Annotated in this window: 19 protein-coding genes and 1 pseudogene; 5 read left to right on the forward strand and 15 right to left on the reverse strand. The window is 43.6% G+C overall.

Translation table 11 applies throughout. From position 1 onward, the window contains the following. Positions 1-13: 13 nt before the first annotated feature. A complete protein-coding gene (locus DVH26_RS19840; protein ID WP_345774003.1) occupies positions 14-613 on the reverse strand; it encodes a maltose acetyltransferase domain-containing protein in 600 nt (199 codons plus the stop codon). 469 nt (positions 614-1,082) lie between these two features. Here DVH26_RS19840 and DVH26_RS19845 point away from each other — a divergent pair, with 469 nt between their 5' ends. Further along, positions 1,083-1,610: a C1q-like domain-containing protein gene (locus tag DVH26_RS19845; RefSeq protein WP_239624454.1), complete on the forward strand. Its 528-nt coding sequence runs from the start codon at positions 1,083-1,085 to the stop codon at positions 1,608-1,610. A 135-nt stretch (positions 1,611-1,745) separates the two neighbouring features. Here DVH26_RS19845 and DVH26_RS19850 read toward each other — a convergent pair whose 3' ends face one another. From DVH26_RS19850 to DVH26_RS19860, 3 genes are all read right to left on the reverse strand, one after another. Next, positions 1,746-2,042, reverse strand: a complete 297-nt coding sequence (locus DVH26_RS19850) for a hypothetical protein (RefSeq protein ID WP_239624456.1) — start codon at positions 2,040-2,042, stop codon at positions 1,746-1,748. 117 nt (positions 2,043-2,159) lie between these two features. Beyond that, positions 2,160-2,735, reverse strand: a complete 576-nt coding sequence (locus DVH26_RS19855; RefSeq protein ID WP_239624458.1) for a dihydrofolate reductase family protein — start codon at positions 2,733-2,735, stop codon at positions 2,160-2,162. A gap of 337 nt (positions 2,736-3,072) precedes the next feature. Next, complete coding sequence (locus DVH26_RS19860) at positions 3,073-3,909, reverse strand: helix-turn-helix transcriptional regulator (RefSeq protein WP_239624460.1); 837 nt, start codon at positions 3,907-3,909, stop codon at positions 3,073-3,075. Positions 3,910-4,403: 494 nt separating this feature from the next. Here DVH26_RS19860 and DVH26_RS19865 point away from each other — a divergent pair, with 494 nt between their 5' ends. After that, a complete protein-coding gene (locus DVH26_RS19865) occupies positions 4,404-4,820 on the forward strand; it encodes a VOC family protein (RefSeq protein WP_239624461.1) in 417 nt (138 codons plus the stop codon). Positions 4,821-5,098: 278 nt separating this feature from the next. Here the strand turns inward: DVH26_RS19865 and DVH26_RS19870 are convergent. Continuing rightward, positions 5,099-5,299, reverse strand: a pseudogene (locus DVH26_RS19870) (hypothetical protein); the annotation flags it as partial. Between the two features lie 386 nt (positions 5,300-5,685). Here DVH26_RS19870 and DVH26_RS19875 point away from each other — a divergent pair. Further along, positions 5,686-6,222 carry a dihydrofolate reductase family protein gene (locus tag DVH26_RS19875; protein ID WP_239624464.1) on the forward strand — a complete coding sequence of 179 codons (537 nt, stop codon included), beginning with the start codon at positions 5,686-5,688 and terminating at the stop codon, positions 6,220-6,222. 310 nt (positions 6,223-6,532) lie between these two features. Here the strand turns inward: DVH26_RS19875 and DVH26_RS19880 are convergent, their stop codons facing one another. Beyond that, positions 6,533-6,874: an SRPBCC domain-containing protein gene (locus DVH26_RS19880; protein ID WP_239624467.1), complete on the reverse strand. Its 342-nt coding sequence runs from the start codon at positions 6,872-6,874 to the stop codon at positions 6,533-6,535. 27 nt (positions 6,875-6,901) lie between these two features. Next, positions 6,902-7,858 (reverse strand): sigma-70 family RNA polymerase sigma factor, encoded by a 957-nt coding sequence (locus DVH26_RS19885; RefSeq protein ID WP_239624468.1) that lies wholly within the window; start codon positions 7,856-7,858, stop codon positions 6,902-6,904. 127 nt (positions 7,859-7,985) lie between these two features. Here DVH26_RS19885 and DVH26_RS19890 point away from each other — a divergent pair, with 127 nt between their 5' ends. Then, positions 7,986-8,564 (forward strand): metallophosphoesterase, encoded by a 579-nt coding sequence (locus DVH26_RS19890; RefSeq protein WP_239624469.1) that lies wholly within the window; start codon positions 7,986-7,988, stop codon positions 8,562-8,564. Between the two features lie 647 nt (positions 8,565-9,211). Here DVH26_RS19890 and DVH26_RS19895 read toward each other — a convergent pair. From DVH26_RS19895 to DVH26_RS19920, 6 genes are all read right to left on the reverse strand, one after another. After that, positions 9,212-10,831, reverse strand: coding sequence for a response regulator transcription factor (locus tag DVH26_RS19895; protein ID WP_239624470.1), 1,620 nt, complete (start codon positions 10,829-10,831; stop codon positions 9,212-9,214). Beyond that, entirely contained in the window at positions 10,809-12,581 is a 1,773-nt protein-coding gene (locus DVH26_RS19900; RefSeq protein ID WP_239624472.1) for a sensor histidine kinase, read from the reverse strand. Before DVH26_RS19900 ends, DVH26_RS19895 begins: the two co-directional genes overlap by 23 nt. An 86-nt stretch (positions 12,582-12,667) precedes the next feature. Next, on the reverse strand, positions 12,668-13,594 hold the full coding sequence (locus tag DVH26_RS19905) for a carbohydrate ABC transporter permease (RefSeq protein ID WP_481857523.1): 927 nt from the start codon (positions 13,592-13,594) through the stop codon (positions 12,668-12,670). 14 nt (positions 13,595-13,608) lie between these two features. Beyond that, positions 13,609-14,511 carry an ABC transporter permease gene (locus DVH26_RS19910; protein ID WP_239624475.1) on the reverse strand — a complete coding sequence of 301 codons (903 nt, stop codon included), beginning with the start codon at positions 14,509-14,511 and terminating at the stop codon, positions 13,609-13,611. Positions 14,512-14,578: 67 nt separating this feature from the next. Beyond that, entirely contained in the window at positions 14,579-16,300 is a 1,722-nt protein-coding gene (locus DVH26_RS19915) for an extracellular solute-binding protein (RefSeq protein ID WP_239624477.1), read from the reverse strand. Between the two features lie 1,323 nt (positions 16,301-17,623). Then, entirely contained in the window at positions 17,624-18,073 is a 450-nt protein-coding gene (locus DVH26_RS19920) for a MerR family transcriptional regulator (protein WP_239624479.1), read from the reverse strand. A gap of 169 nt (positions 18,074-18,242) precedes the next feature. On the opposite strand from DVH26_RS19920, the gene DVH26_RS19925 reads away from it, so the two are divergent. After that, the gene (locus DVH26_RS19925; protein WP_239624481.1) at positions 18,243-19,094 is read left to right on the forward strand and encodes an aldo/keto reductase; all 852 of its coding nucleotides are present in this window, start codon (positions 18,243-18,245) and stop codon (positions 19,092-19,094) included. A gap of 466 nt (positions 19,095-19,560) precedes the next feature. On the opposite strand, the gene DVH26_RS19930 is transcribed toward DVH26_RS19925, so the two are convergent. Both DVH26_RS19930 and DVH26_RS19935 read right to left on the reverse strand, forming a co-directional pair. Next, positions 19,561-20,148, reverse strand: coding sequence for a hypothetical protein (locus tag DVH26_RS19930; RefSeq protein WP_239624484.1), 588 nt, complete (start codon positions 20,146-20,148; stop codon positions 19,561-19,563). A 957-nt stretch (positions 20,149-21,105) separates the two neighbouring features. After that, positions 21,106-21,498, reverse strand: a complete 393-nt coding sequence (locus DVH26_RS19935; protein ID WP_239624487.1) for a DUF7674 family protein — start codon at positions 21,496-21,498, stop codon at positions 21,106-21,108. Positions 21,499-22,121: the final 623 nt, after the last annotated feature.

The following is a 22,121-nucleotide window of genomic DNA, read 5'->3' on the forward strand; positions in this document are numbered from 1 at the left end:
CTTTAACTTGAGATTATGGTTGCACCTTCCGGTTTTTGTAATAGTAAATTTTGTCTTCTTCCGTAATTTGCCGCAGTACTTTACAAGGGTTGCCTACTGCAACCACATTTGGCGGAATATCCTTTGTGACAATGCTACCTGCGCCTATTACACTGTTCTTTCCTATAGTTACGCCGGGATTAATGACTGCACCGCTCCCAATCCATACATTGTCTTCAATGATAACTGGAAATGCATACATTTGCCCAGTTGCACGCAATTCTGCATCAATGGGATGTCCGGTCGTAGATATCGTCACATTAGGAGCAAATAAGACTCCATTTCCAATCTTAACCGTTGTATCATCCACGATTGTAAGATTAAAGTTTGCATAGACATCGTTACCAATAAACGTGTTAGAGCCATAGGCAAAGTGAATAGGTGGTTCAATCCAGCAATTTATGCCCAAGCTTCCAAAAAGTTGCTTAGCCAATTCTTCACGTTTGGCCACCTGGGACGGTCTTGTTTGGTTAAAGTCATATACCAGCTCTTTTCCCCTAAGTCGTTCCTCTGGCAAGCCTTCTCCCATGTCCGTAAACAATAACCCATTTTTTATATTTTCACGTTGTGTCACTTCTAACATTCCTTTCTACATATATGTATTTTTACTCTCATTTAAGTGTAACAAACTACAATAACTATTCAAAGAACAACTGGTGAACCCAGAATAACCTCTGTAGATTGTTAGCGAGCCGATTCCTTCTATTAGTTTCACCTCCCCGCGCTAAACTGCCCGTTAGCTTAAATCCCCGACGGTCATCATAAAACGAAAAAGCCGCGACCTACGCGGCTCTTAATGACATCAAGTTCTTGTCACCCGACACCTTTCCACCACCCAGTTATAACATCTGGAAGATCGTGTCCTGCATCCCTCCGCGTTTGCAGAGCATGAAAGTTAATCCGTTCTGGTAATTTAGTAAGGGATTCACCTATTTTTATAAATACGATTTCAGTCTAGTCCGTATTTAGTTATCTGTCCAACCCCTCCAATAGACTCTAAGCATAAGATGAGATGTGCTAAAATCATGGGAGGTGTTTTGCGGATGGGTATAAAAACCAAGCAGGGTCAAAAGAAAACGATTATTGTTTGGAAGAAGAAAAAATCAAAGAAAAAACGTCATGTTATAAAGATGAAATTAAAACCTTCAGCGTTTAGGGCTGTCAATGCTACTGCTGACCAAACAGTTACTGCCAATACTCCTGTAGCCCCAGTTCAGTATCCAAATCAAATATTTGACTTAAACAATGAATATAACCCAGCTACATCGACCTTTACTCCAAAGCAAGATGGAAAATATTTAATTATTGCTAGTGTTTCATTTTTCCCTGCTGATGATGTGTCGACAAACTATAGATTGGTATTAAATATTCGCGTAAACAATAATCCTGTAGTAACTGATGACGAATTTTTTGGTGCCAATCCAGTTCCAACCGGTGATCAAATAAGTGTTTCTGGTATCTTAAAATTAAAAAAATGTGACAAAGTGACAATCTCCCTCTTCCCTACCACCAATGGTATAATTGCTGCAGAACCGAGGGGTACTCACTTTGAGGCATCAAGACTAGCTTAGTAACCCATTAGGGTGGCACTTTTTGGGAAGAGGAATCCAGCTAAAGAATGTGTGTTATTAAGAATCAATAACTCCTAATTAAACTAAACTGCACGTTAGAGTGCTTTTAATGAAAAAGGCACAACCTCATCTTTTTCATGAGATTGTGCCCTTTTTTCTGTCTGATTTCTCGGACAGGGTATTGGTGACGAGGGGATCGGTACTTAGATAGTACTTATCAAAAGGCCCCCCTACAAATACTATTTTGTGCTTGTTCTTAGCGATTATATCCACATTGTTATTGAACTCATTTATTGTGTATTCAACTTTGTAAAATGTGTTGTCGTGTCCTCTTCTCTTTCCAATTCGACTTTCTATTGTGTCTAAGAATGGGCTATCCTCGAGCATTACTTCCTTTTTTAATAAGATTTTCCCGTTTTTAGAATCTATCATTTTATTGATCTCATTTTTATGCATTTGCAAGCCAATAAACCATATTATTCCACCGAAAATTAACAAAATGATTATAATTACAACTGCAAGCTCTCACCCGAGAGAGTGCTTAAGCGTTCATTTCTTGAGTTCGTAATGGAGCACAACGTTACCTGATTGGAATGCTCTTGCCTCTACAAGAGAAAGACCGAACTGGTTTACATGCTGGAATAACGGTTTACCTTCCCCAGCGACAACAGGTGTCATGATAAAAAGATAATCATCAATCAAACCAGCTTCTGCAAGTTGCTGTACGATAGACCCACTTCCCATTACCAGAATGTCCGAACCGTCTTCTTCTTTTAGACGACGGGCGTTATTCAAGAGATCTCCATTTATAATTTTCGTATTCTCCCAGTTCGCTTCCTTTAGATTTTTGGAGAATACGATTTTTTTCATTTGCGTTAATTCTTCGGCAACTGCCTTCAACTGCACAGGGGCATTGGGATCATTCAAAAACGGCACCCAATTGCGCTCAAAGCCCTGATAAGTGATTCTCCCTAATATTAGCGTATCCATGCTGCCGCCGCTTTCATGAACGGCTTTATCCACCTCCGGGTCGTGTACAAACCAATCCATTCCAAAATTTGCATTATTCAGGCTGGCGAAATAGCCATCAATCGAAACCCTGTTTAACATTTTGATTTTTCTCATTTGTTGTCACTCCTTGACTTTAAGTTGATTAAATTGTACTTCTATTTACGCTGTTTATACTTGTAAAAAGCCGTCCATTCATTCTAAAACATTAAGATGAATTCGAGAGTTTCAGTGAGTTTTCGGTGCTACGATGCCCATCATATTTGCCACTTCACGTCTGTCACTTCCAACGGCATGTACAAGCATGATTGCACGCTTCGAAGGTAAATCACTTTTTCCATTTTGGACGTACAGGACGATCAACTTAGAACTCCTTAACCTCCAATAAAAAACTCCTATCCTTATGCAATCATAAGAGATAGGAGCTGCAAAATTGTGTTAAACCGTCACTATGCTATAAATAAGAAGCGCCTGCTTCGTCACTATGAAATTCGCTTACTTTCATCATAATGCTTTTTGGACTTACCCAGGAAAACGCTTTGATGTCACGGATAAAATGTGACTGGTCGAAATAGTTAAGCGCGCAGGCTATATCTACAAGCCGCTCAAAGCCCCCCGACTTCATCATCTGCAACGCCTCATTAATGCGCACAATCCTGATATACAGTTGAGGTGACATACCTACAACACGAGAAAATCGCTTCTGTAACTGCCGCTCCGAGATATGAAAAGCGGCCACGATATCTTTCACTGAAATGGAAGAAACCCGTTCTCGAATAAATTCCAACGTCTGTTCAATCAATTCATCTCGTTTATTCGCTTCTTCCATTTTCTTCTTTAGAAATGTACAAAGATAGGAAGTCCGCTCTTCGTCCGTCGATGCCGATTTCAACTGATTTTCGAGTTCAATTGCACCGAATTGACCGGAAAGCAGGAAGCCTTGATGGAGGGAGTTAGCTTCCCATCCGAACAAAGAATAAAGAGCATGCGGCTTTAACACAACCTGTATCGATGAAAACGGTTTGTTCTTAAAACGCATGATACTTGGTTCGGAGCCTTGTCCATGCAGGAAGAATGAAGGAATATTAGAAATCTGAGCAGTGCGAACCGAAATGCTATCGATGGCAGACAATCCATCGACAGCAATCTGGTATACAATGCCGGGAAATCCTTTTGGACAGACCTTTACGTCTAGCGATTCGTATCCCTGATACGTCGTAATGCGAAAGCATTCGATATCGCGTTTTAGCGACTCGGGCGGCGGTAAAACCGTGAAATTGAAAGTACTCATAACGAATTCGACCTCACTGATATGACCCTTCGATGTAATAATATGGATGGTTCAATAAATCTATTTTATCAGAAAGATGTCCGTTATACGATGTTTTGCTATAACGCTTATTCCTTTACTTATTGCGCTATTCTGCACTTTATTTTTCAGTCTAATGTAGTGTAGTTCTTAAGATCAAAAATAACAAATGCTAGCATGCCGTTAAAAGCTAATCATTAATTTCCATACCGTTCCTCATTCCGTCACTCGATACTCACCCTTTAATAGTCATATATTTAGACGAATTCCTTTTTAGAGAGGTTCCATCTTTATCCCTGCACAATAAGAATAAGCAACCTTACGGGAATGGCGGGTATCCGAACTCAATACCAAGTTATTTTTCAAAATTTACGCTTCCGAATCCATGAGACCGATGAATTTCCGGATCGGCTGTCGTCTATATATACGAAGGCATAAATGAACACAAACTAATTTGACGAAGAGGTGTTTTGAAAATGGCATTAACGTCCGCATTCACGAGCTTCAACCTGCCTGTAAAAAACGTAGAACAATCGAAAGCGTTCTTCACCGGACTCGGATTCGAGCTCAACCCGCAATTCCCCGAGAACGAGAATTCGGTAGCCATCGTGATCGGCGACAACCTGCAGGTCATGCTGATCAATCAAGCATTCTTTAATACGCTCACGGAGAAGGAATCCGTCGATACGAGCAAGTATGCGCAGATGACGATCGCATTGGCCTTCGAGAGCCGGGAAAAGGTCGATGAAATCGTGAAAACCGCGGTCTCCTTGGGCGGGAAATTGCACGCTGAACCTGAAGATCATGGGTTTATGTATCATTGGGGCTTCGTGGACTTGGACGGCCATCTGTGGGCTATTAACTACATGAACATGGATGCGGCACAAGGTTAAGGCTAACGGAGAGCACGCTCGTACTAGGGTTCAAAAAATAAAGACGCCGGGCATCTTCCCCGGCGTCTTCTTCGCGATGATTAGTTTTGTTCGGTATAGGCTTTGAAATTGTCATGATCGCTTGCCAGCCTGCTTGCTGGAACTCGACGGGATTGGTGTAAAAAGAAAATAAACCATCAGACTGAAAATTATCAAGATTTAAATTTAAAAACTATTGTTAAGCTATCGTTCCCCGTTAGCATAACGGTTATTTATAATACGGTTCACCACGTTTGATCTTAAACTATCCTCCCTCTATGGAGAATCGTTTTTCTCTTAAATACGCTTGTTTTCTTAGATTTTAGAACACCAAAGAGAATTCGAACCTGCTTACCGCAAAGCGCAATGAGCGATTGCATTTTTTTCAACGGGTTGGCTAGCCGTTTTGTGTGATACTGATGCAATGCCTTAAAGGCACGATTCTTTGCTACCAGTGGCATCATAACGCGAAATAGCATTAATTCTCACATTAAATACATAGTAGATACTTTTTTTAAAAACCTAAATAACAAATCTATCATATATAAAAATAGAGGATGTATGCTCTCATATTGAACATATTAACCTCTAATCATTATAGTATAATTAATGAAAAATATAGGATTAGACTGGGAACGGCATTAAGCTAAAGGGCAGAATTGTTTAATTTACCATCCTTCGTTAAATTAAATTTGTATTAGGTCAGGCCAGGACTGTGCACATTAGCAATCCATGAGAAACCGGGCATGATGTTGGATGATAAAATGTAGACATAAAGGAGGCTGCATATGGAGCGTGTATTCCTGATGATGAATGTGCGAGAAAACCAAGGAGGAGAGTCAGTCGCATGGCAAAGATCGTTTTCGCATTGAACCAGTCTCTGGACGGGTTCGTCGACCACGACCACCCGGCATTTCAGCCCGACCCCGTGCTATTCCGTCATTTCATCGACGACGTGCGCGGCCTGGCGGGCATCCTGTACGGGCGCCGCATGTACGAGACTATGCGGTATTGGGACGGAGACCAGTTTGAATGGGGTGCGCCGGAACGGGAATACGCAGCGGCGTGGCAAAGCAAACCGAAGTGGGTGGTGTCGAGGACATTAAAGTCCGTCGGTCCGAACGCTTCTCTGATCGAGGGCGACCTCGCAGCGGCCATACGTGGGCTGAAGGCTCAGCATGAAGGGGAGATTGAAGTTGCCGGGCCGGAGTTGGCGCACAGTCTAACGGAGCTCTGTCTTGTTGACGAGTATCGACTCTATCTCCATCCAGTCGTGCTGGGTCACGGCAAGCCGTTCTTCGCCGGTCCGCGGCCGCCGCTGCGCCTCGTGGCAAGCGATCGAATTGGCGAGAAGGTGATCAGGTTGACCTACGTTCCAGCTTAGTTGTGCGGTTGACCCAGCGACCTAAATGGCACGTTACTTTAATAGGGATTCTCCGGCTGTAGCGGCAGTCAGAGGATCCCTTATTCTTTGAAATTTGTTCAGTTATGCGAAATGACATAGTTATTTATGGGATTGACGATTGACCTAACGGATACGATAGTTCAATAAACCTGCAGCAGTCTAGGACTTTATTTTTCCGGTCCAAGGCTTCGGCTGGTTTTATAATGGAGTCAGTCTAATACTTATTTTTCGGAACCTAACGGTTTTGCAATTCAGAATTCCGCGTTGGTTCAACAAATCCAGTCTAAAACTATATTTTCTTCGGACATTTGGAGCTTTCCGCGTTGAACGTTTCAATGACCTTCGTCTCATTCCCTTGATCAACAAAAGCAATATCCACTCTTCTTCCGTCTTCCATGGTGTAGCCGATCGCCTCATGCCGATTCACAACATCGTAGACGCCGCCAAAATCAAAGCCCATGCTGCCATCCTTCGCTTCCATTCTTGTCAGAAGCTTGCCCCCGACCCGCAGATCGTTTTCGGCTCTCGGCGCATGTAAGTCCTCGGACGCTTGATTCCACTTCGTGATGTAATCCGGCTCGGTCCAATAGCGCCATACCTTCTCGACATGGGTTTGAATGACGGCTTGCACGGTTACCTTCGTCGGTTGACTCGATATTCATTGGTCAATTCGCTCAGGCAACCCAAATCGCGAAAATAATGGCGTATGAATGAAGTTTTGAACGTGCAGTATTTGATTTTCTTTGGTTTCGATGACGTGGATGCCCCAGGGTACCAGGCCAGAGCCCTCTTTGTACGGCATATACTGGGCCAACGCCGGATAACCGCCATTCACCGTAATGGGCACAAATCGCGAACCTTCGCAATGCCAGCGAGTAAGAGAATAGAAGGCGGACAAATCTTCCTTGCCGCGGATCCACATCTCGAAGGGCGGCATCGACATGCAGCCTTCCTCGTGGAACAACGCGACGAGCGCAGCAATATCGAATTGCTCGAAGGCCTCCACATAACGGGACAGCAGCTGCTGCTCCGGTTGAACGTCCATGCTGCTGAGTTCATCCGAGCGAAGCTGCGCCCGGTCCATCGTCTCTCGGGCTCTTTGCAAGGCGCTGTTCACCGCTGCCGGCGACATCGCCAACGTTTCCGCGATCTGCTTGGAGGACCATTCAAATACATCCTTCAAAATGAGTACCGCGCGCTGCCGCGGAGGCAAGGTCTGCAGGAGAGCGATGAAGCACAGTTGAAGTGTATCTCTGCGGACGAGCCGATCCTCCGGATTGCCCCCAAAGTCGGGAGACGGCCAGATCCAGGCAGAGTCCGGAAGCGTGTCGCGCGGCTCGACGATGGCGACGGCCGGATCGAACAGGTCAACGGGAAGCGCTCGGCGTTTGGATTGTCTCAGCTTGTCCAAGCACAGGTTGGAGGCAATCCGATAGACCCAAGTTTTGAACGAGGAATCCTGTCTGAACGTGCTCCAGCTCTGCCAGACCCGAATACTCGTCTCCTGAACAGCATCATCCGCTTCGTCCATGGAGCCCAGCATTCGGTAACAGAACGAGGTTAAGCCTGGCTTCAAGCTTGCAAATAATGGTTCGTCAAATGCGGTCTCGTTCATCGCGGCCTCCCTTAAAGATCTCCCCGAAGGGAAGTACCTTCATTATATGCAATGAAGCGGACAGCCGCAATAGAATGAATAGGCAGGATTATGGGTTCATTTATCATGGGCCTTCGAGGACTTGGTAGTGGATGCTGTGACACTGTCCCATAAGGAACTTCCTGAGAGCTTTGACGGTTATGAAATCCTTCAGATTTCAGACTTAATTGAAAAAACATTTGGTTCTGAGCAAAACGTGCTAATCAATTTAATTAGGAAACAGGAATATGACGTCGTACTTTTTACAGGGGATTATATTGAAGATGATAGTGATAATCTAATACCGCTTGAAGATTTACTCAAGGGTATGCCGAAAGGCAAAGAAATGTATTATATCCTCGGCGATAAGGATGAAAATAATAGTATTACGCCGCTTGTCTCAGGCAACCGATTCTATGATCTATGTACACTGTACGGCGTTAAACCGTTATATCCCGGTCAAAAAATCACGAAAAACGGACAATCGATCTGGCTAAAGACCAATCCCTATCCGGGCATAACTGAAATCTTCGACGGTAACCCGTCACAGGAATTGATTGACGCTAAAAAAGCGTTTGATGAGGAATATAACACCACTTCCGATCCGTTTACGATCGAGGTATCCCACTGGCCGACGGATATTGATGTCGAGGAAGATTTCGTTCATGATTACGTACGAGAATTCTAAAAGAAATCGATAAGGAGTAGATTGATTGGGCCTCAGCATTAATGGACATACGCGCGGAGGACAAATCTATTTGCCGTTCATCGGCCCTTTATTTGCACCGAGCTATGGCTTCTTTCCCGGCAAGGTAAATGTAGCGGGCGTTAATACCATAAATGGACATACGCAGTATGTTACCCCTGGACTCGGCTTAAGCGGCCCCGCTTTTGCAAGGTTTCGCCTCTTTAACACGCCGAGCGTCGGATTGATTACTTTAAGAGGGGAGTAACCCAAAAAGATTTACATGAATCCTCTCGCATCTCGAGATATCTATTAAGCCAGACCTTGCATTCTGTTGTAAATTAAATCTCTTTTTGTTTTGAGCCTTTTCCGTTTACTATAGCTGAATAATGTTCAATTTAATCTATGCATCTCTCCGACACGATACCAGTACAATATAAAACTCCATCAAGGCATGCTCAGGTGGAGATTCACAGGTGATTTTAATTTAAAAGAGGCTCCCACTAACCTCTATTGTTATTCAACACTAGCCTCATTAATGTATTTCTTGAGTGAGCCAAAGATCAGGAACATCCGATGATCGGATTCGTTATCAACACATTCCCCCATCGCTATCTCCTTGTACTCCAAAGTAGTTGATACCAATGTGCTTATTTCCTTACAGTCTCACGATATTCCATAGGCGTCACTCCGGTAGATTTCTTGAAAAATCGAGTAAACGAGTGCGGGGTTTCATACCCTACCTGTGCGCCTACTTCCGCAATCTTCAGCTCGTCTTTCTTGAGCAAATATTTGGCTTTATCGATTCTAGCTTCATCGATATACTCAGATAGATTGACCCCGCTTTCCTGTTTAAAAAGCCGTGATAAATAGGACGGATTGAAGTGGGTCACGCTGGCTAAACGTACAAGAGTTAAGTCTTCCCCTAGATGCTCCTCAATGAACGAGCGGACCTTCCCTATCACTGCAGCCGCTCTATTGCGTTCTACACTCAATCGCAGATCGAATAAAGACTCTGCGATCTGATTCAAGAATGCAAAGCTGTCTTGCCAAGACGCATGCCTGTCTCTCTGCATAAGACCAGTTGTTCCAATCTTATCGTGAAGCTCCCAACGGTTAATGTAAGATAATAATAAGAGCGCAATCGTGAAGTACAGTTCCAAGGCAAAGGGGCCCACGTTCCCGCGTTCATCGAACGCCGTTTCCGTCAATTCGCTAAACAGATAGAAAAACCCCTCTCGATTTCCACCTTCAAGATGAATGGCGAGCAACTCCGCCTTGTCTTTCAGTGTCCTTGAGCTGGCAGCGGTTTCAATCGCTTCGATGTTAATCGTGTGTACCATCTGGGCACCGTCTCCTGCTCGCCTGTACTGCTGGCTTCTAATTCGGTCGTACATCTCTGATAGCCCCTTCCATTCGCAGGAATCGGTACAGAGCGTAACGGCAAAAGTAATCCCTATTGAATCATGACAAGCTTGCTGGATAAGCTCGAATTGTCCTTCTAGAAATTTTACCGTGCGGGCATAGGCTTCTTCCATTTCCTTTCCGCAAGTAGGCTTCGGCTGAACAAGCCAAACGAGGCGGCCGAATTGATCTATAATTCCTAGACTATCCGTTCGTTCTGCCAGGAATGACTCTGCCAGAAATTTGACTGCAAGCGCCGCCTCTTGACTCTCTGCAAACGAACGGTGCATATTCGAACGCTGCAGATCGCCTACGGCCACAAGGATGGGCAAAGCCGGGTCAAGCATAATACCTAACTTGCAGAAATCAACTTTCAGCTCCTCCGGTGCCCGTGTTCCCTGAAGCAAATAGCGGAAATAATTGCCTTGAGCAAGCGTTTCGAGCGTGGTAAGCTGCTCCCTCGATTGCTGGACTAAATTATGAAACTTTAGACTGTTCTCCAGCTCATGAATCGCATCGGTTACCTCTTTAATAATCTTATCGTATTCTTCGCTCTTTAGGAGATAAGTAACTCCGGGGGTTTGTATCGCCTGGTAAACATAATCAAAGTCATTATAACCGGTCAGAAAAATGATTTTACAATGCAGCCAATTACTCCTTATATTTCTCATTAGATCAAGGCCATCCATCCCGGGCATTCGGATATCGGACAACACAATATCAACTCTCGTTGTATTCAGCAAATCCAACGCTTCTTCGCCGGAATAGGCTTTATACAAATCAAGATTCAGACTCAGTTGGCTAAATACATCAAACAGCCCGTCTGTAATAATTTCCTCATCATCAACAATCAGCATCCTTATCATGAGCGTCAGCCCCTTTCAATGGAATAGAAATGATTGCTTTCAATCCCCCAAGCTCACCTCGGCTTAATCGCAGACCGAATGCTTCACCGAATGTTATTTTAAGTCGGCGGTGAATATTCACCAAGCCTGTCGTCTCCGCATGCTCGTCACTGTTATCCAGAGTATCCGAGATACACTCCAATGCCCTATCCGTCAAACTATCACCGTTATCTTCCACAACAATACGTATCTCTGTCTCATCCAACTCGAAGCGAATGACTATCCATCCGCTGCGCTTCATTTGTTCCAAACTGTGTTCAAATGCATTCTCTATAATGGGCTGCACTATTAAACGTGGTACTGACACCTTTTCGATTTCCAGCGGAAGAGGGTCGAATTGCACCCGGATACGCCGTGAGAAGCGCAATTCCTGAATCTCCGTGTACATTCTGGCATGGTGAATTTCTTGTTTCAGCAGTACTTCGTCAGAAGCATTCCGGGTAACGAACTGAAAATATTCGCCAAGCTGTGTTGCGAACTGCCCGATTCGTTCAACATCTTTAATCTTTGCCATCGTCCTCAGGATGAAGAAGCTGTTGTATAAAAAATGAGGATTAATCTGCGATTGAAGCTGCTTCAACTCTGCCCGTTGAGTCATAATTTTCTGCTTGTAGACCTGATCGATCAAAGAACGAAGATTACTAACCATCTGGTTAAATCGGTTATATAAGTATCCGAGCTCATCCTTAGACTCGTGCTGGATGTTCACATCAAGATCCCCATTTTCAATACGCCGAAAACTTTTAACAAGCGTTAACAACGGTTTGTGAATAAATTTATAGGTGGAAATTGCATAAATCGCAATGATGATAATTGCTACAAAAACAAATAACCATGCCCATATATAAAATTTCTCCAGCGGCTTTTTAATAATTTGTTCTGGAATAAATCGGTAAATGGACATATTTAAATAATCAGAGCTTGCAAATGCGGTATAATAGCGATTTCCCGAGATGGTGAAAGTCCCCGTACCATGAATTGGATTTTCTCTTACTTGTTTAATGGCAGCCGGTATATCCAGCCATAAGTGTTCTAAAGATCCACTCGTGAGAATGACACCAGACTTGTCAGTAGTCATCAATGTCCCGCTGCCGGGATAGGTGTTGAACTGGTTAAGGGCTTCCTGCAGCCTCTCTTGATCCAGCTCAATTTCAATGATAAACAATGGTTGATTCCCGTTGGTCACACTTTGCCTTGCCGCACCTAGAAATAAGCGGCCATTCCACTCAATCATCTGGTTATTTCTACTGCTTAATTCGGAGCGTAAGGCATTATACCGTTCTGCATCAAATTCGCTTGGGCCATTAGCAGAAGAGATCGTTTTGGATAGCGTGTAAATATGTGCACTTACATTTCTGATATATGGACTACTGTTTTGAATTGCATAGAGCCGTTTACGCAGCGAGTTAATTTTTTCAGTACGTTTAAACACATCCATCGTATCCCAGGTCAGCGTCAGCTCGTTGAGATCTTCATCCTCAATAACCCCAAACTGCAGCAGTTTCATCCGTTCTACCTCTTTCTCAAGGTCGCTTACATAGAAGGTGAGCTGGGATACCGCCGTTTTTGAGATATCTTCGCTTGCAGTCTGTACGATCCAGTTATAAAGATAGACGCCAAATATTAGAATGGGCAGAATGATAATCAAAAAAGTACTGAGCAGCCGAAGGAAAATCGTGTTTCGCAGAGCGAATGGTTGGTGGTTGATCAAGGTACAAGCTCCCAACTTTTTTTCTTCCATTATAGCCTGAAGCTTATAAGTTTCCTAAGCATTTTCGATACGAAGCCATCCAACCTTTACCCCTTAACACTACCAAGGACAATCCCTTTAACAAAATACTTCTGCAGGAATGGGTACGCCAAAATAATGGGAAGGGAGCCCAAGAAGATCTGTGATGCTTTCAGCGTTCGATCGGAAATGAGGGCCATATTTAATGCTTCGTCGCGTGACATATTAGTTAAATTTTGTTGAATGACAATCGTCTGAATATAGCTTTGCAGCGGGTAATGACTAGGGTCTCCCATAAGAAGAAGGCCGTCAAACCAACTGTTCCAATGTTCCACCATGGAGAATAAGGCTAGCGTTGCGAGAGCAGGTTTGGATACCGGCACGTAAATTTTCCAGAGTGTTGTCCAGTAGCTGGCACCGTCCATGACCGCTGCCTCCTCCAGCTCCTTTGGCACCTCTCGGAAAAAATTAAGTAGTAGGACAACGCTGAAAACTGGGACCGCGCCAGGCAGCACGAGGGCCCAAATCGAATCAAGGAGATTGTACTGCTTAATCGTCGAGTACCAAGGGATCAAACCGCCGTGAAAGAGCATGGTCAAGAAGAAGATCCAAGCATATGCCATTCGCAGGCGAAACACCTTCGATTCCTTGGATAACGGAAATGCAACGAGGATAGTCAGGACCAAATTTAAGGGCGTCCCGATTGCAATGCGCTCCATGGAAACAAGCATGGATTGCCAAAATGCTTCCCGACTGGCCGTATATTTATAAGAGGCTAATGTGAAATCTACCGGCCAAAGTTTTACATGACCTGCTGCCGCTGCTGTACTTGAACTAAACGAAACGGCAACGACGTGTATTAACGGAAGGACACAAATCAACGATACGAAGATGAGAAAAGATACATTCAGAACGGAAAACCACTCGAATCGTCTCCGACTGTTAGGTATCCGGATAGATGTGTCAGACACAGAACTTGATGATGGTTGGACCACTGTCTTCCTTCCTCCTAGAAAATTCTATATTTTGCAAACCGATAAGCCACAAAGTACGAACTTGAAATCAATATAAGCGAAACTAATGACTTAAATAATCCAACTGCCGTTGCCACACCGTATTGAGCATCCAACAATCCGATTCTGTATACAAAAGTATCTAGTATATCGCCGCTTTCATACACTTGAGGGCTATACAAATTGAACACTTGATCGAAGCCTGCATTCAGAAGCTGCCCTAGACTCAGAACAGTCAACAGTACGATTATCATACGCATTCCGGGAATAGTGATATGCCAAATCTTATGCCAGCGGTTTGCGCCGTCGATCGTAGCGGATTCGTATAAACCAGGGTCAATTCCCGTAATAGCCGCCAAATAGACGATCGTGCCATAACCGAAATTTTTCCATATATCCGATGATACCAGCGTAAACGGAAACCATTGATTGTCCCCGAGGAAAAATATCTTATTTATGCCAAAAGCGCCTAGTAATTGGTTAACAATACCGCTAGAAGGCGATAAAATATCGATGAGTATGCCGCCTAGAACTACCCAGGAAAGAAAGTAAGGTAAATAAATAGTAGTTTGAACACTTCTTTTAATCACCTCATTCTTCAATTCATTGAGAAGAATGGCAAATATGATCGGCACGATTAAGCCTAGAATAAGCTTAAGACCTGAAATAAAGAGGGTATTCCACAAGACCTGGCTAAAGCTAGGCAAGTTCATAACATATCTGAAATTATCCAATCCTACCCATCGCTGGTCACCAAACAAGCCTTTTGCAGGAATGAACTTTTGAAATGCGATGATGATACCCGCCATAGGGACATATGAGAATAGCACGATTAGTACTAATCCCGGTAACATCATCAAATGCAGTGGAAGCTCTCTCCACATTTTTTTTGTTCCCATATCCAACCTCCATTATGTCATGCATAAAAAGCAGAGGAAGGATAATGAACCCATCCTCTGCCCGATTCTACTTCTTCGTTGATTTATACCATTCATTTACTTCATTCGTAATTTGCTCTCCGCCCAGCTTGGTCCAGTCTTTCACAAACTTATCGAATTCATCCATAGAGCCACCCATAATGATTTTGGTGTACGTCTCATTCATTAATTTTTCTAAAGTCGATTTCCGATCAACCATCGTAGGCGTAGGCGCGCCAACAAATTTATCCATCAGAAACTGGTTATTTTTATCGTATTGGTCAACAACCCCTTCTGAGCCCTCCGGGCCATAAATCCGTTCCCAACCCCACAGTGCAAACCCTTCTTTAGAGCCCGAATTAAAAGCTTCTATCTTTCCTTGAATGGTTTTTGCTTCCCCTTTCAAGGTCGAGAAGTTATTCGCTTTACGTGCCGCATCGATCGCTCTGAATGCCTCTACATTTTTCTTTACAGGGCTCGGGGTCACCGGTGAAAGTTGCCATACGCTCTCTGCTTCAGGCGGTGCATAGTATTTGTCAAACTCCGCAGTCGTGCCAAAATTTTTCTCCAGATGCAGGTTAAATAGCTTGATAACCGCCTCAGGATGCTTGAATCCCTTTTTAACCGCAAAAAACTTGCTTGTGCTGAACCTCAAAGGAACTTTAGGCGTATCGCCGGACTCCGAAACAATCGGATATGCCCGCCATTGTGCATTCGGGTCGTTGTTGCGGTTCAGTTGAAGTGGCCAGATGGAATTCCACTGTTCGCCGTATTCCATTCCGATCTTACCTGCGGCTATGTGCTCTGATACCTTACCGCCATCTTTAATGCCGAATTCCTGATCCAATTCTCCATTCTTAAACATGTTCTGGAGTGCTTGAAGCGCTTTCTTAACCTCTGGCTGAATACCGCCAAAAACCAGCTTTCCGGATGCATCGGTAAGCCACATATTCGGATAAGCCTTATACCCGGCCATGAACCCTTCTAACCCTATTGCTCCACCCCACAAGCTTTTGGTTAAACCGAGGCCATATGTATCTTTTTTTCCGTTGCCATCCGGATCCTTCTCTGCAAAAGCTTTAGAAATTGCTAGTACGTCAACCATTGTTTTTGGCGGCTGCAATCCCAACTTGTTAAGCCAATCCGTACGAATCCAGATAAACATAGCTCGTTCAAGTGAGGAATCGACCTGCGGGATTGCCATCAGCTTACCTTCAATCGTAGCAGCATCGAATGGGCTGGTTCCCTCTTGCGATAAGATTTCTTTTGTTAGGGGAGAAGCATACTGCTTATATAAGGCTGTCATATCTTCAATTTGGCCGGAATCCGCCAATTGTTTTAATTGGGTCGCGTTCACTGGAATAACATCGGGCAGATCGCCGGAGGCTAGTGTTACGTTCAGTTTTTGCAAATATTGCTCTGAGGTATCGCTCCCTTTTACGACCCATCTATTTTTAATACTGATGCCCAACTGCTCCTTATATAAACGGGTCCAGCGGTTGTCTTCGAACGTTTCGCCCTTTAGCACACCGAGTACGTTATTTTCTACAACGTCACTGAGGTTCCTGACAAACGACACTTCAATCGGTGGATCATACTTGCCAAGAGGTTCTGCATGTACAACTTTCACATCGTTATTTCCGGCCGTGCTCACCGCTTCATTCTGCCCAGTACTCGTGGAATCGTCTTGGCTGCTGCATGCCGATAAAAGTGTTGTGAAGGCGAGTAAGGAAACAGACACCGCTTTCATTTTGTGTTTACTTAGCTTCATGTACATCCCCCTATATCGATTTTCTAAAGTATCACTACAGTGACGCTGTTCATGTTTTCATTATAGGGTCGGCACATCATCCAAACAATGTACAACTCTTTACTTTACTTACCAAATCTTGTCATAATGTAAGCGTAATCATTTTGTACAATAGAACCTCAACCATCTTCTCTACTTTTAATGATTAAGTGCTTGGACTGTCTTCCTTCGGAGCAGCTGCGGCCAACAGGGTCCTAAAAATCATGGATACGCCTCAGCTATTCCTATCTGAATGAGCAGCTATTGAGAGAAGGTATATCTTTATTACAAGAAACGGGGTATATGATATTTTTGTCACCAATCAGAGTGGTGTTGGTCTATGGGGAGACGCTGCAGCGAATTCAAGAGCGTTTACAAAAGGATATGTTGAAGGGTTACCTGAAGCGAAGATTGATGATATTACTTACTGCCCGCATAAACCCAAAGAGGGTTGTGGATGCAGTAAACCCATGCCTTGAGTATTAGAGTGCTCCTCACCTTCCTGCAGTATGTGGCGGCGATCGGAAAGAACGATATCCGGGAGTTGTCCCGCTTCGACATGGAGGCGTTTCAGACAGAACCGGAACAGCGATACGCAGGCGAAAAAGGTCGTCATAACCCATTCAGTTCTAACCTGGTGCTTCGAGGAAGGGTACCTCACCAAGAATGTCGCGCGCGGGCTGCGGCCGGTGAAGCGAATTAAAGAGGAGATTCCGGAGCGGGATATCGAGGAATCAGAGCTCAAGTTTACCATAGAGTTCAATCCTAAGGTGCAAAAGGGTTGACCTTAACACTGTGCTAAATGGTGAAGATGATTCCCCCTTCTACCCTAATCGCCTCGGCCGGCGTTACAGCTTGTCGAGCCTAGCTTCTTATTTGTCAAAGCAGATGGCGGCCCGGGCTAACAACGATCCACGGGCATCGGGTTACCCCACACTTTTTGAGAAGCTGATATTAAGCATACGCAAGTCTGGATCGATCATTACAATGGGAACGATTTGGATCTCACAAGATTCTTGGCCGGAGAACCGGTAATCGTCAATGCAACGACTTCACCTACGGCAGTCAAAGCCGTCAAGATCGGACCAATTCGGCAGCCGCTGGAGTACCGTCACATCAAGACCGGGCCCTATTATACAACAAATGTTAATATTATACATATCAAAAAGGAGCTTCCTACGTGGCAACTCCATGCTATCGTACCCGTTAGTTCAATCTAGACGGATGTGAATCTTGTATATTTCCTAACCAATAAGAAATTTGAATCCGAGTATTATACAAAACGGTTAGGTCTCACGTGATATCTTAAGCTTTCTGAAAAGCATGCGGGTAAAATACGTCACTATGCATATGCTTGATTTTGTCCCAGTTGCCAGGATTCATCACGTCTGGTGAGCGGTGCTCCAGAATGGCCTGATATAGTAGGGTTTTTTGTTCCAAATGGGCAACGTGCTGTTTGGCTTCTTCAAGTTTAGCGATTGCCTCCTCTTTATGCTCCATCATGAGTGCATAGCGCTGCGGGAGGGTCGTATCCCCTTCAAGACAGAGATCAATGTACATTTTGATAACTTCAATCGGCATTCCGGATTGCTTGAGGCATTTGATACCATACAACCAGTTGATCGATTCATCGTCAAACATCCGAATATTGTTTTGATTACGCTGTACGCTTGGCACCAGACCTTTATCCGTGTAAAAGCGTACTGCGTGCTCGGTGAGTCCCGTAATTCGAGCGGCTTCTTTGACTGTATGCATGTGAAATCCCCCTTGGAAAATAAATAGTAAAACGACTTGACTTCGTGTAACACGAAGGTTCTAAGCTTAGTGTAACGCAAACGGGGCGTAACTGGAATCCTCGGTGCAGCACCCGATTTAGGGTTAGCGCCGTTTGCTGTTTTACATTTGAACACTGGGAGGAATTACAATGCAATCCGTAACATTAAACAATGGTGTGAAAATGCCAATCATCGGCTTCGGTGTTTACCAAGTTCCTGATGCTGAAGAATGCGAGAAAGCCGTATACGAAGCGCTGATGGCTGGTTACCGCCTAATCGATACTGCCTCCGGTTATCTGAATGAGGAAGCGGTGGGCCGTGCGATCAAGCGCAGCGGTATATCACGTGCGGAGCTGTTCATCACAACCAAGCTTTGGGTTCAGGATGCCAGCTACGAGAGTGCCAAGCTGGCGTTTGCCAAATCCCTGAAGAAGCTCCAGCTCGACTATCTGGATTTATACCTTATTCACCAGCCTTTCGGTGATTACTACGGCGCTTGGCGTGCGATGGAAGAGCTGTACCGTGAAGGCAAAATCAAGGCAATCGGGGTCAGCAATTTCCTGCCTGACCGTTTGATGGACCTTATCGTGCATAACGAAATCGTGCCTGCCGTCAATCAGGTCGAAACGCACCCGTTCTACCACCAGATCGAGAGCGCCGCTTTTATGAAAGAGCAGGGAGTACAGCACCAGTCTTGGGCGCCTTTGGCTGAAGGACTTAACAACTTGTTTGGGAACGAAGTGCTGGCCTCCATCGCAGAAAAACACAACAAGTCCGTCGCCCAAGTCGTGCTTCGCTGGCTTGTTCAGCGTGGAGTCGTTGTAATTCCGAAGTCGGTGAAAAAAGAACGGATCGTCGAAAACTTTAACATTTTCGATTTTGAATTGAGCGCGTACAACATCGAACAAATTTCCACTCTCGATACGCAGAAAAGTCTTTTCTTATCGTACCGCGATCCGGAAGTCGCCAAGATGATGGGGAACTGGAAAGTCGATCTGTAAACTTGATTAAGCGTAAACTCATCATGCATTTATCCTCATCTGTAAAGAAAGGACAGGGCAATCTCCCTGTCCTTTCTTTACTTAGATTGTAAAAATAGTAAAACTGCTGCTATCGGTGGACCGAATCTATATACCACCGATACTTCCATAACTAAACTCCCGTTAGCTAAACAATAACTACGATGGACAGTAATCAACAAGGCCCCCTATATGTTAAGTTACCTGAACTTCCAATCAATATCTCTTCGTACTCTGTTTTCGTAAAATAATCAGCTGTATTTAATTCAATAATTTCATTTGTTGTGTACATATAAACTGTAATTCGGTCATCACGAATATCCGACTACTCCTATGTTTTATGTTTAACATACCGGTTGCAGTGAATTAAGGTCGAACATAGCGATGATTACGACTGATGAACGTAAAGAAAAGACACCCCATTGTGGTGTCTTCAAGCACTACCGGATTAATCTTCTAATTGAATTTCGATACGTGCAAGGACACCAGCGGGATTATTTTCGCTTCTGTTTGCATTTGACGGGAAGTTAAAAGCGGCTATCACAATATCATTCGTACCTATCCGAAGGAAACGCCTAATATTAAACGATCTTCCCGGATTAAAGAATGAAACATTGCCCTGCGGATTGTCGATAACTACCGACCGTCCATTTATTAAAACGATGGCAAAGTTATCAACGGACAGGAATAATCTAGCTCTCTCAATATCGTCTCTAATCGTAAATCTTCTGGCGACCACAGCAGCAGGACCATTAGGGTCATTTCTTCCCCAAACGTACGATTCACCTGCTTGCGGCGCTACCCATGCCGGATTTCGCTCGATTTCAAGTGCGTTTACCCAATTTCGATTCGTACTTATTCTCCTAGTACTTTGGGTAATAATAACCGATTTTTGTGCATCCAATGATCTTTGTGTGGCAGCCATCATTCTCATTACCTTTGCAACTATATTCGCCCGGATTCCCTTATGTCTTCCAGTTGATTCTACTTGTTTGACCGTATTATTTGCCTTTTTTATCACTGTTCTTTTGTACATTTCATGCGTCCCCCTTTGTATAAGCGAATCTATATTATATATATGAGTTTATGGATTGATGGATATGGACAAGTGATTATAGTTAATCGCTCAATTCCTCAAATGAAAATAACCCCGTAAAAATGGAAGTCTGTCTCACATTATGCTTGATGACAATAGAATCAAACATGCCTACATGCACTGAATTCCCTACGTTAAACTACCCGTTTGTTGAGCGAAGGGCTGCCACGCGGCAGCCCTTCGGCATTGAACTAACGTACCCGTTAGCTTAATAAACAATGTTATCCTTCGTTTCTTTAAAATGTGTGCTGAAACCCCGTTAGTTTTGCATTGTTTGACCGTTCAAAGAAAAAAAATCTAAAGTTCTTCCATGAAATATTCGCATTCTGAAAGATGAAGTCTCCATCTTTAAGTTTCCGATCCTCATTAACTTGACAGCCATTAGATAGCCGATATTTAACTTTCAAGAAAGTGTCCCCTACTGCAATACCTTTAGCTATCTCAAAAACTCCCCCTAGTACATCGTCCTAAATGGGAGTGTTAAATTCATATATTGCTCAAGTTTATTACGGTATTGAAAGTAATATATGCCTAGCGCATATTCTCCTTCTTCTCCAAATTCAACTCTTTCAAAGCCATCAATTTTGAATTGTCTGTTTGTGTACGATAACATGAAACCACCACCAAGATAATATAATGGCCTATCTTTTAAATGCAGTCTTGGAAAGCTTAGTTGATCTAGTGGAGTAAATCTTTTTATGTCGTTCACTTGATTCCAGTTCACAATAATACACCTTTCTAAATAAAGGTACCGATTCATGTCGGCCGGCACTTATGTTTTTAATTTGGGTTTAGTAACTATACTCGATTAAATTTGAGCTATCGTTCACCTGTAGTAACGAATTTATCCCTTGAATATAACCAAAAGAATATTATTCCGCCACCCGCACCGTTAGCTTAATATTGGATACTTGTGCCATTGATAACATTAAATTTGTCGACTAAATCTCGATAGACTGTTTCATCTTTGATTCGCCACTTAAGAAGATCCTTAATTATTGAAAATATCGTTGGTTTTATCCATCGAAGAATTGCTTGGTAAGTAACTTCATCATCAACTAGATGTTCATAAAAGGATACACCTGCTGCATTCCGTAAATCATCAGCTCTTTGAGTTGAACACCACTCAGCGTACTCATATATCTTCTTTAGCTGGTCCTCATCACCACGATTATGAGCTTCCTTCACCAATCCTAGAAGAGTCCGAAATACATCATAAATTGTTTCGTGTTGAGTAGGTCCGAAGCGAATATTAAACAACTCGGTGGCTTTTCTTCTCCATACGCTCACAATTTCACCTCAGTGCCCGTTAACATTACATTTTCCTCATTTTACCACAGTATCCTGCCCGCTAAGTGAAAAAAGGCAGCCTATCTTTCTGGTCGGCTGCCCCCGTGTCTTTATCGTATCCGTTAGCGGAATGACTTAATAAGAGGTAATTATTCATGGTGTTGGAATTAATCCAATATTTCAATAATTTTTTTAGCAGTTATTAAACATTCACTTTTACTTAATTTTCGTGAAGGATCCAAATGTCGAAGCATAGATTCAGTATACCCTACTATTTGCTCAGGGTCCCTTGACCCGCTAGAACGAATGCATTTTAGTATTTCATAACTTTCGATACCATAGACTTTTAAACCAAATGGATCCCATTCGGCAATGATTTTATGTATTTTGTCCCTTTGAGAATTAATAAAAAATCCTCCTCAACCCTTATATCGCAAAATAATCGCAAAATAATCCACATATTACTCTGCTATCCTGCCCGTTACTTCAATCTCAGAACTGGAAAGTCGCCGCGGCGCCTGCTCCAGTTCTGATGATTGTACTATCGTACCCATTAGTTTAAGCTAGCCTTTAGTGTAAATCCCCAAAACACAGTTTGAAAATTCTCCCGCTGCAAAGGTAAT

This window comes from Paenibacillus sp. H1-7, from assembly GCF_022354825.1.
Taxonomy (GTDB): domain Bacteria; phylum Bacillota; class Bacilli; order Paenibacillales; family NBRC-103111; genus Paenibacillus_S.

Bases quoted from the DNA above. Each gene is read 5' to 3' on its own strand.
- DVH26_RS19845 (WP_239624454.1), top strand. From the start codon at position 1,083: ATGGGTATAAAAACCAAGCAGGGTCAAAAGAAAACGATTATTGTTTGG.
- DVH26_RS19850 (WP_239624456.1), bottom strand. From the start codon at position 2,042: ATGATAGATTCTAAAAACGGGAAAATCTTATTAAAAAAGGAAGTAATG.
- DVH26_RS19855 (WP_239624458.1), bottom strand. From the start codon at position 2,735: ATGAGAAAAATCAAAATGTTAAACAGGGTTTCGATTGATGGCTATTTC.
- DVH26_RS19860 (WP_239624460.1), bottom strand. From the start codon at position 3,909: ATGAGTACTTTCAATTTCACGGTTTTACCGCCGCCCGAGTCGCTAAAA.
- DVH26_RS19865 (WP_239624461.1), top strand. From the start codon at position 4,404: ATGGCATTAACGTCCGCATTCACGAGCTTCAACCTGCCTGTAAAAAAC.
- DVH26_RS19875 (WP_239624464.1), top strand. From the start codon at position 5,686: ATGGCAAAGATCGTTTTCGCATTGAACCAGTCTCTGGACGGGTTCGTC.
- DVH26_RS19885 (WP_239624468.1), bottom strand. From the start codon at position 7,858: ATGAACGAGACCGCATTTGACGAACCATTATTTGCAAGCTTGAAGCCA.
- DVH26_RS19895 (WP_239624470.1), bottom strand. From the start codon at position 10,831: ATGATAAGGATGCTGATTGTTGATGATGAGGAAATTATTACAGACGGG.
- DVH26_RS19910 (WP_239624475.1), bottom strand. From the start codon at position 14,511: ATGGGAACAAAAAAAATGTGGAGAGAGCTTCCACTGCATTTGATGATG.
- DVH26_RS19915 (WP_239624477.1), bottom strand. From the start codon at position 16,300: ATGAAGCTAAGTAAACACAAAATGAAAGCGGTGTCTGTTTCCTTACTC.
- DVH26_RS19920 (WP_239624479.1), bottom strand. From the start codon at position 18,073: ATGCATACAGTCAAAGAAGCCGCTCGAATTACGGGACTCACCGAGCAC.
- DVH26_RS19925 (WP_239624481.1), top strand. From the start codon at position 18,243: ATGCAATCCGTAACATTAAACAATGGTGTGAAAATGCCAATCATCGGC.
- DVH26_RS19930 (WP_239624484.1), bottom strand. From the start codon at position 20,148: ATGTACAAAAGAACAGTGATAAAAAAGGCAAATAATACGGTCAAACAA.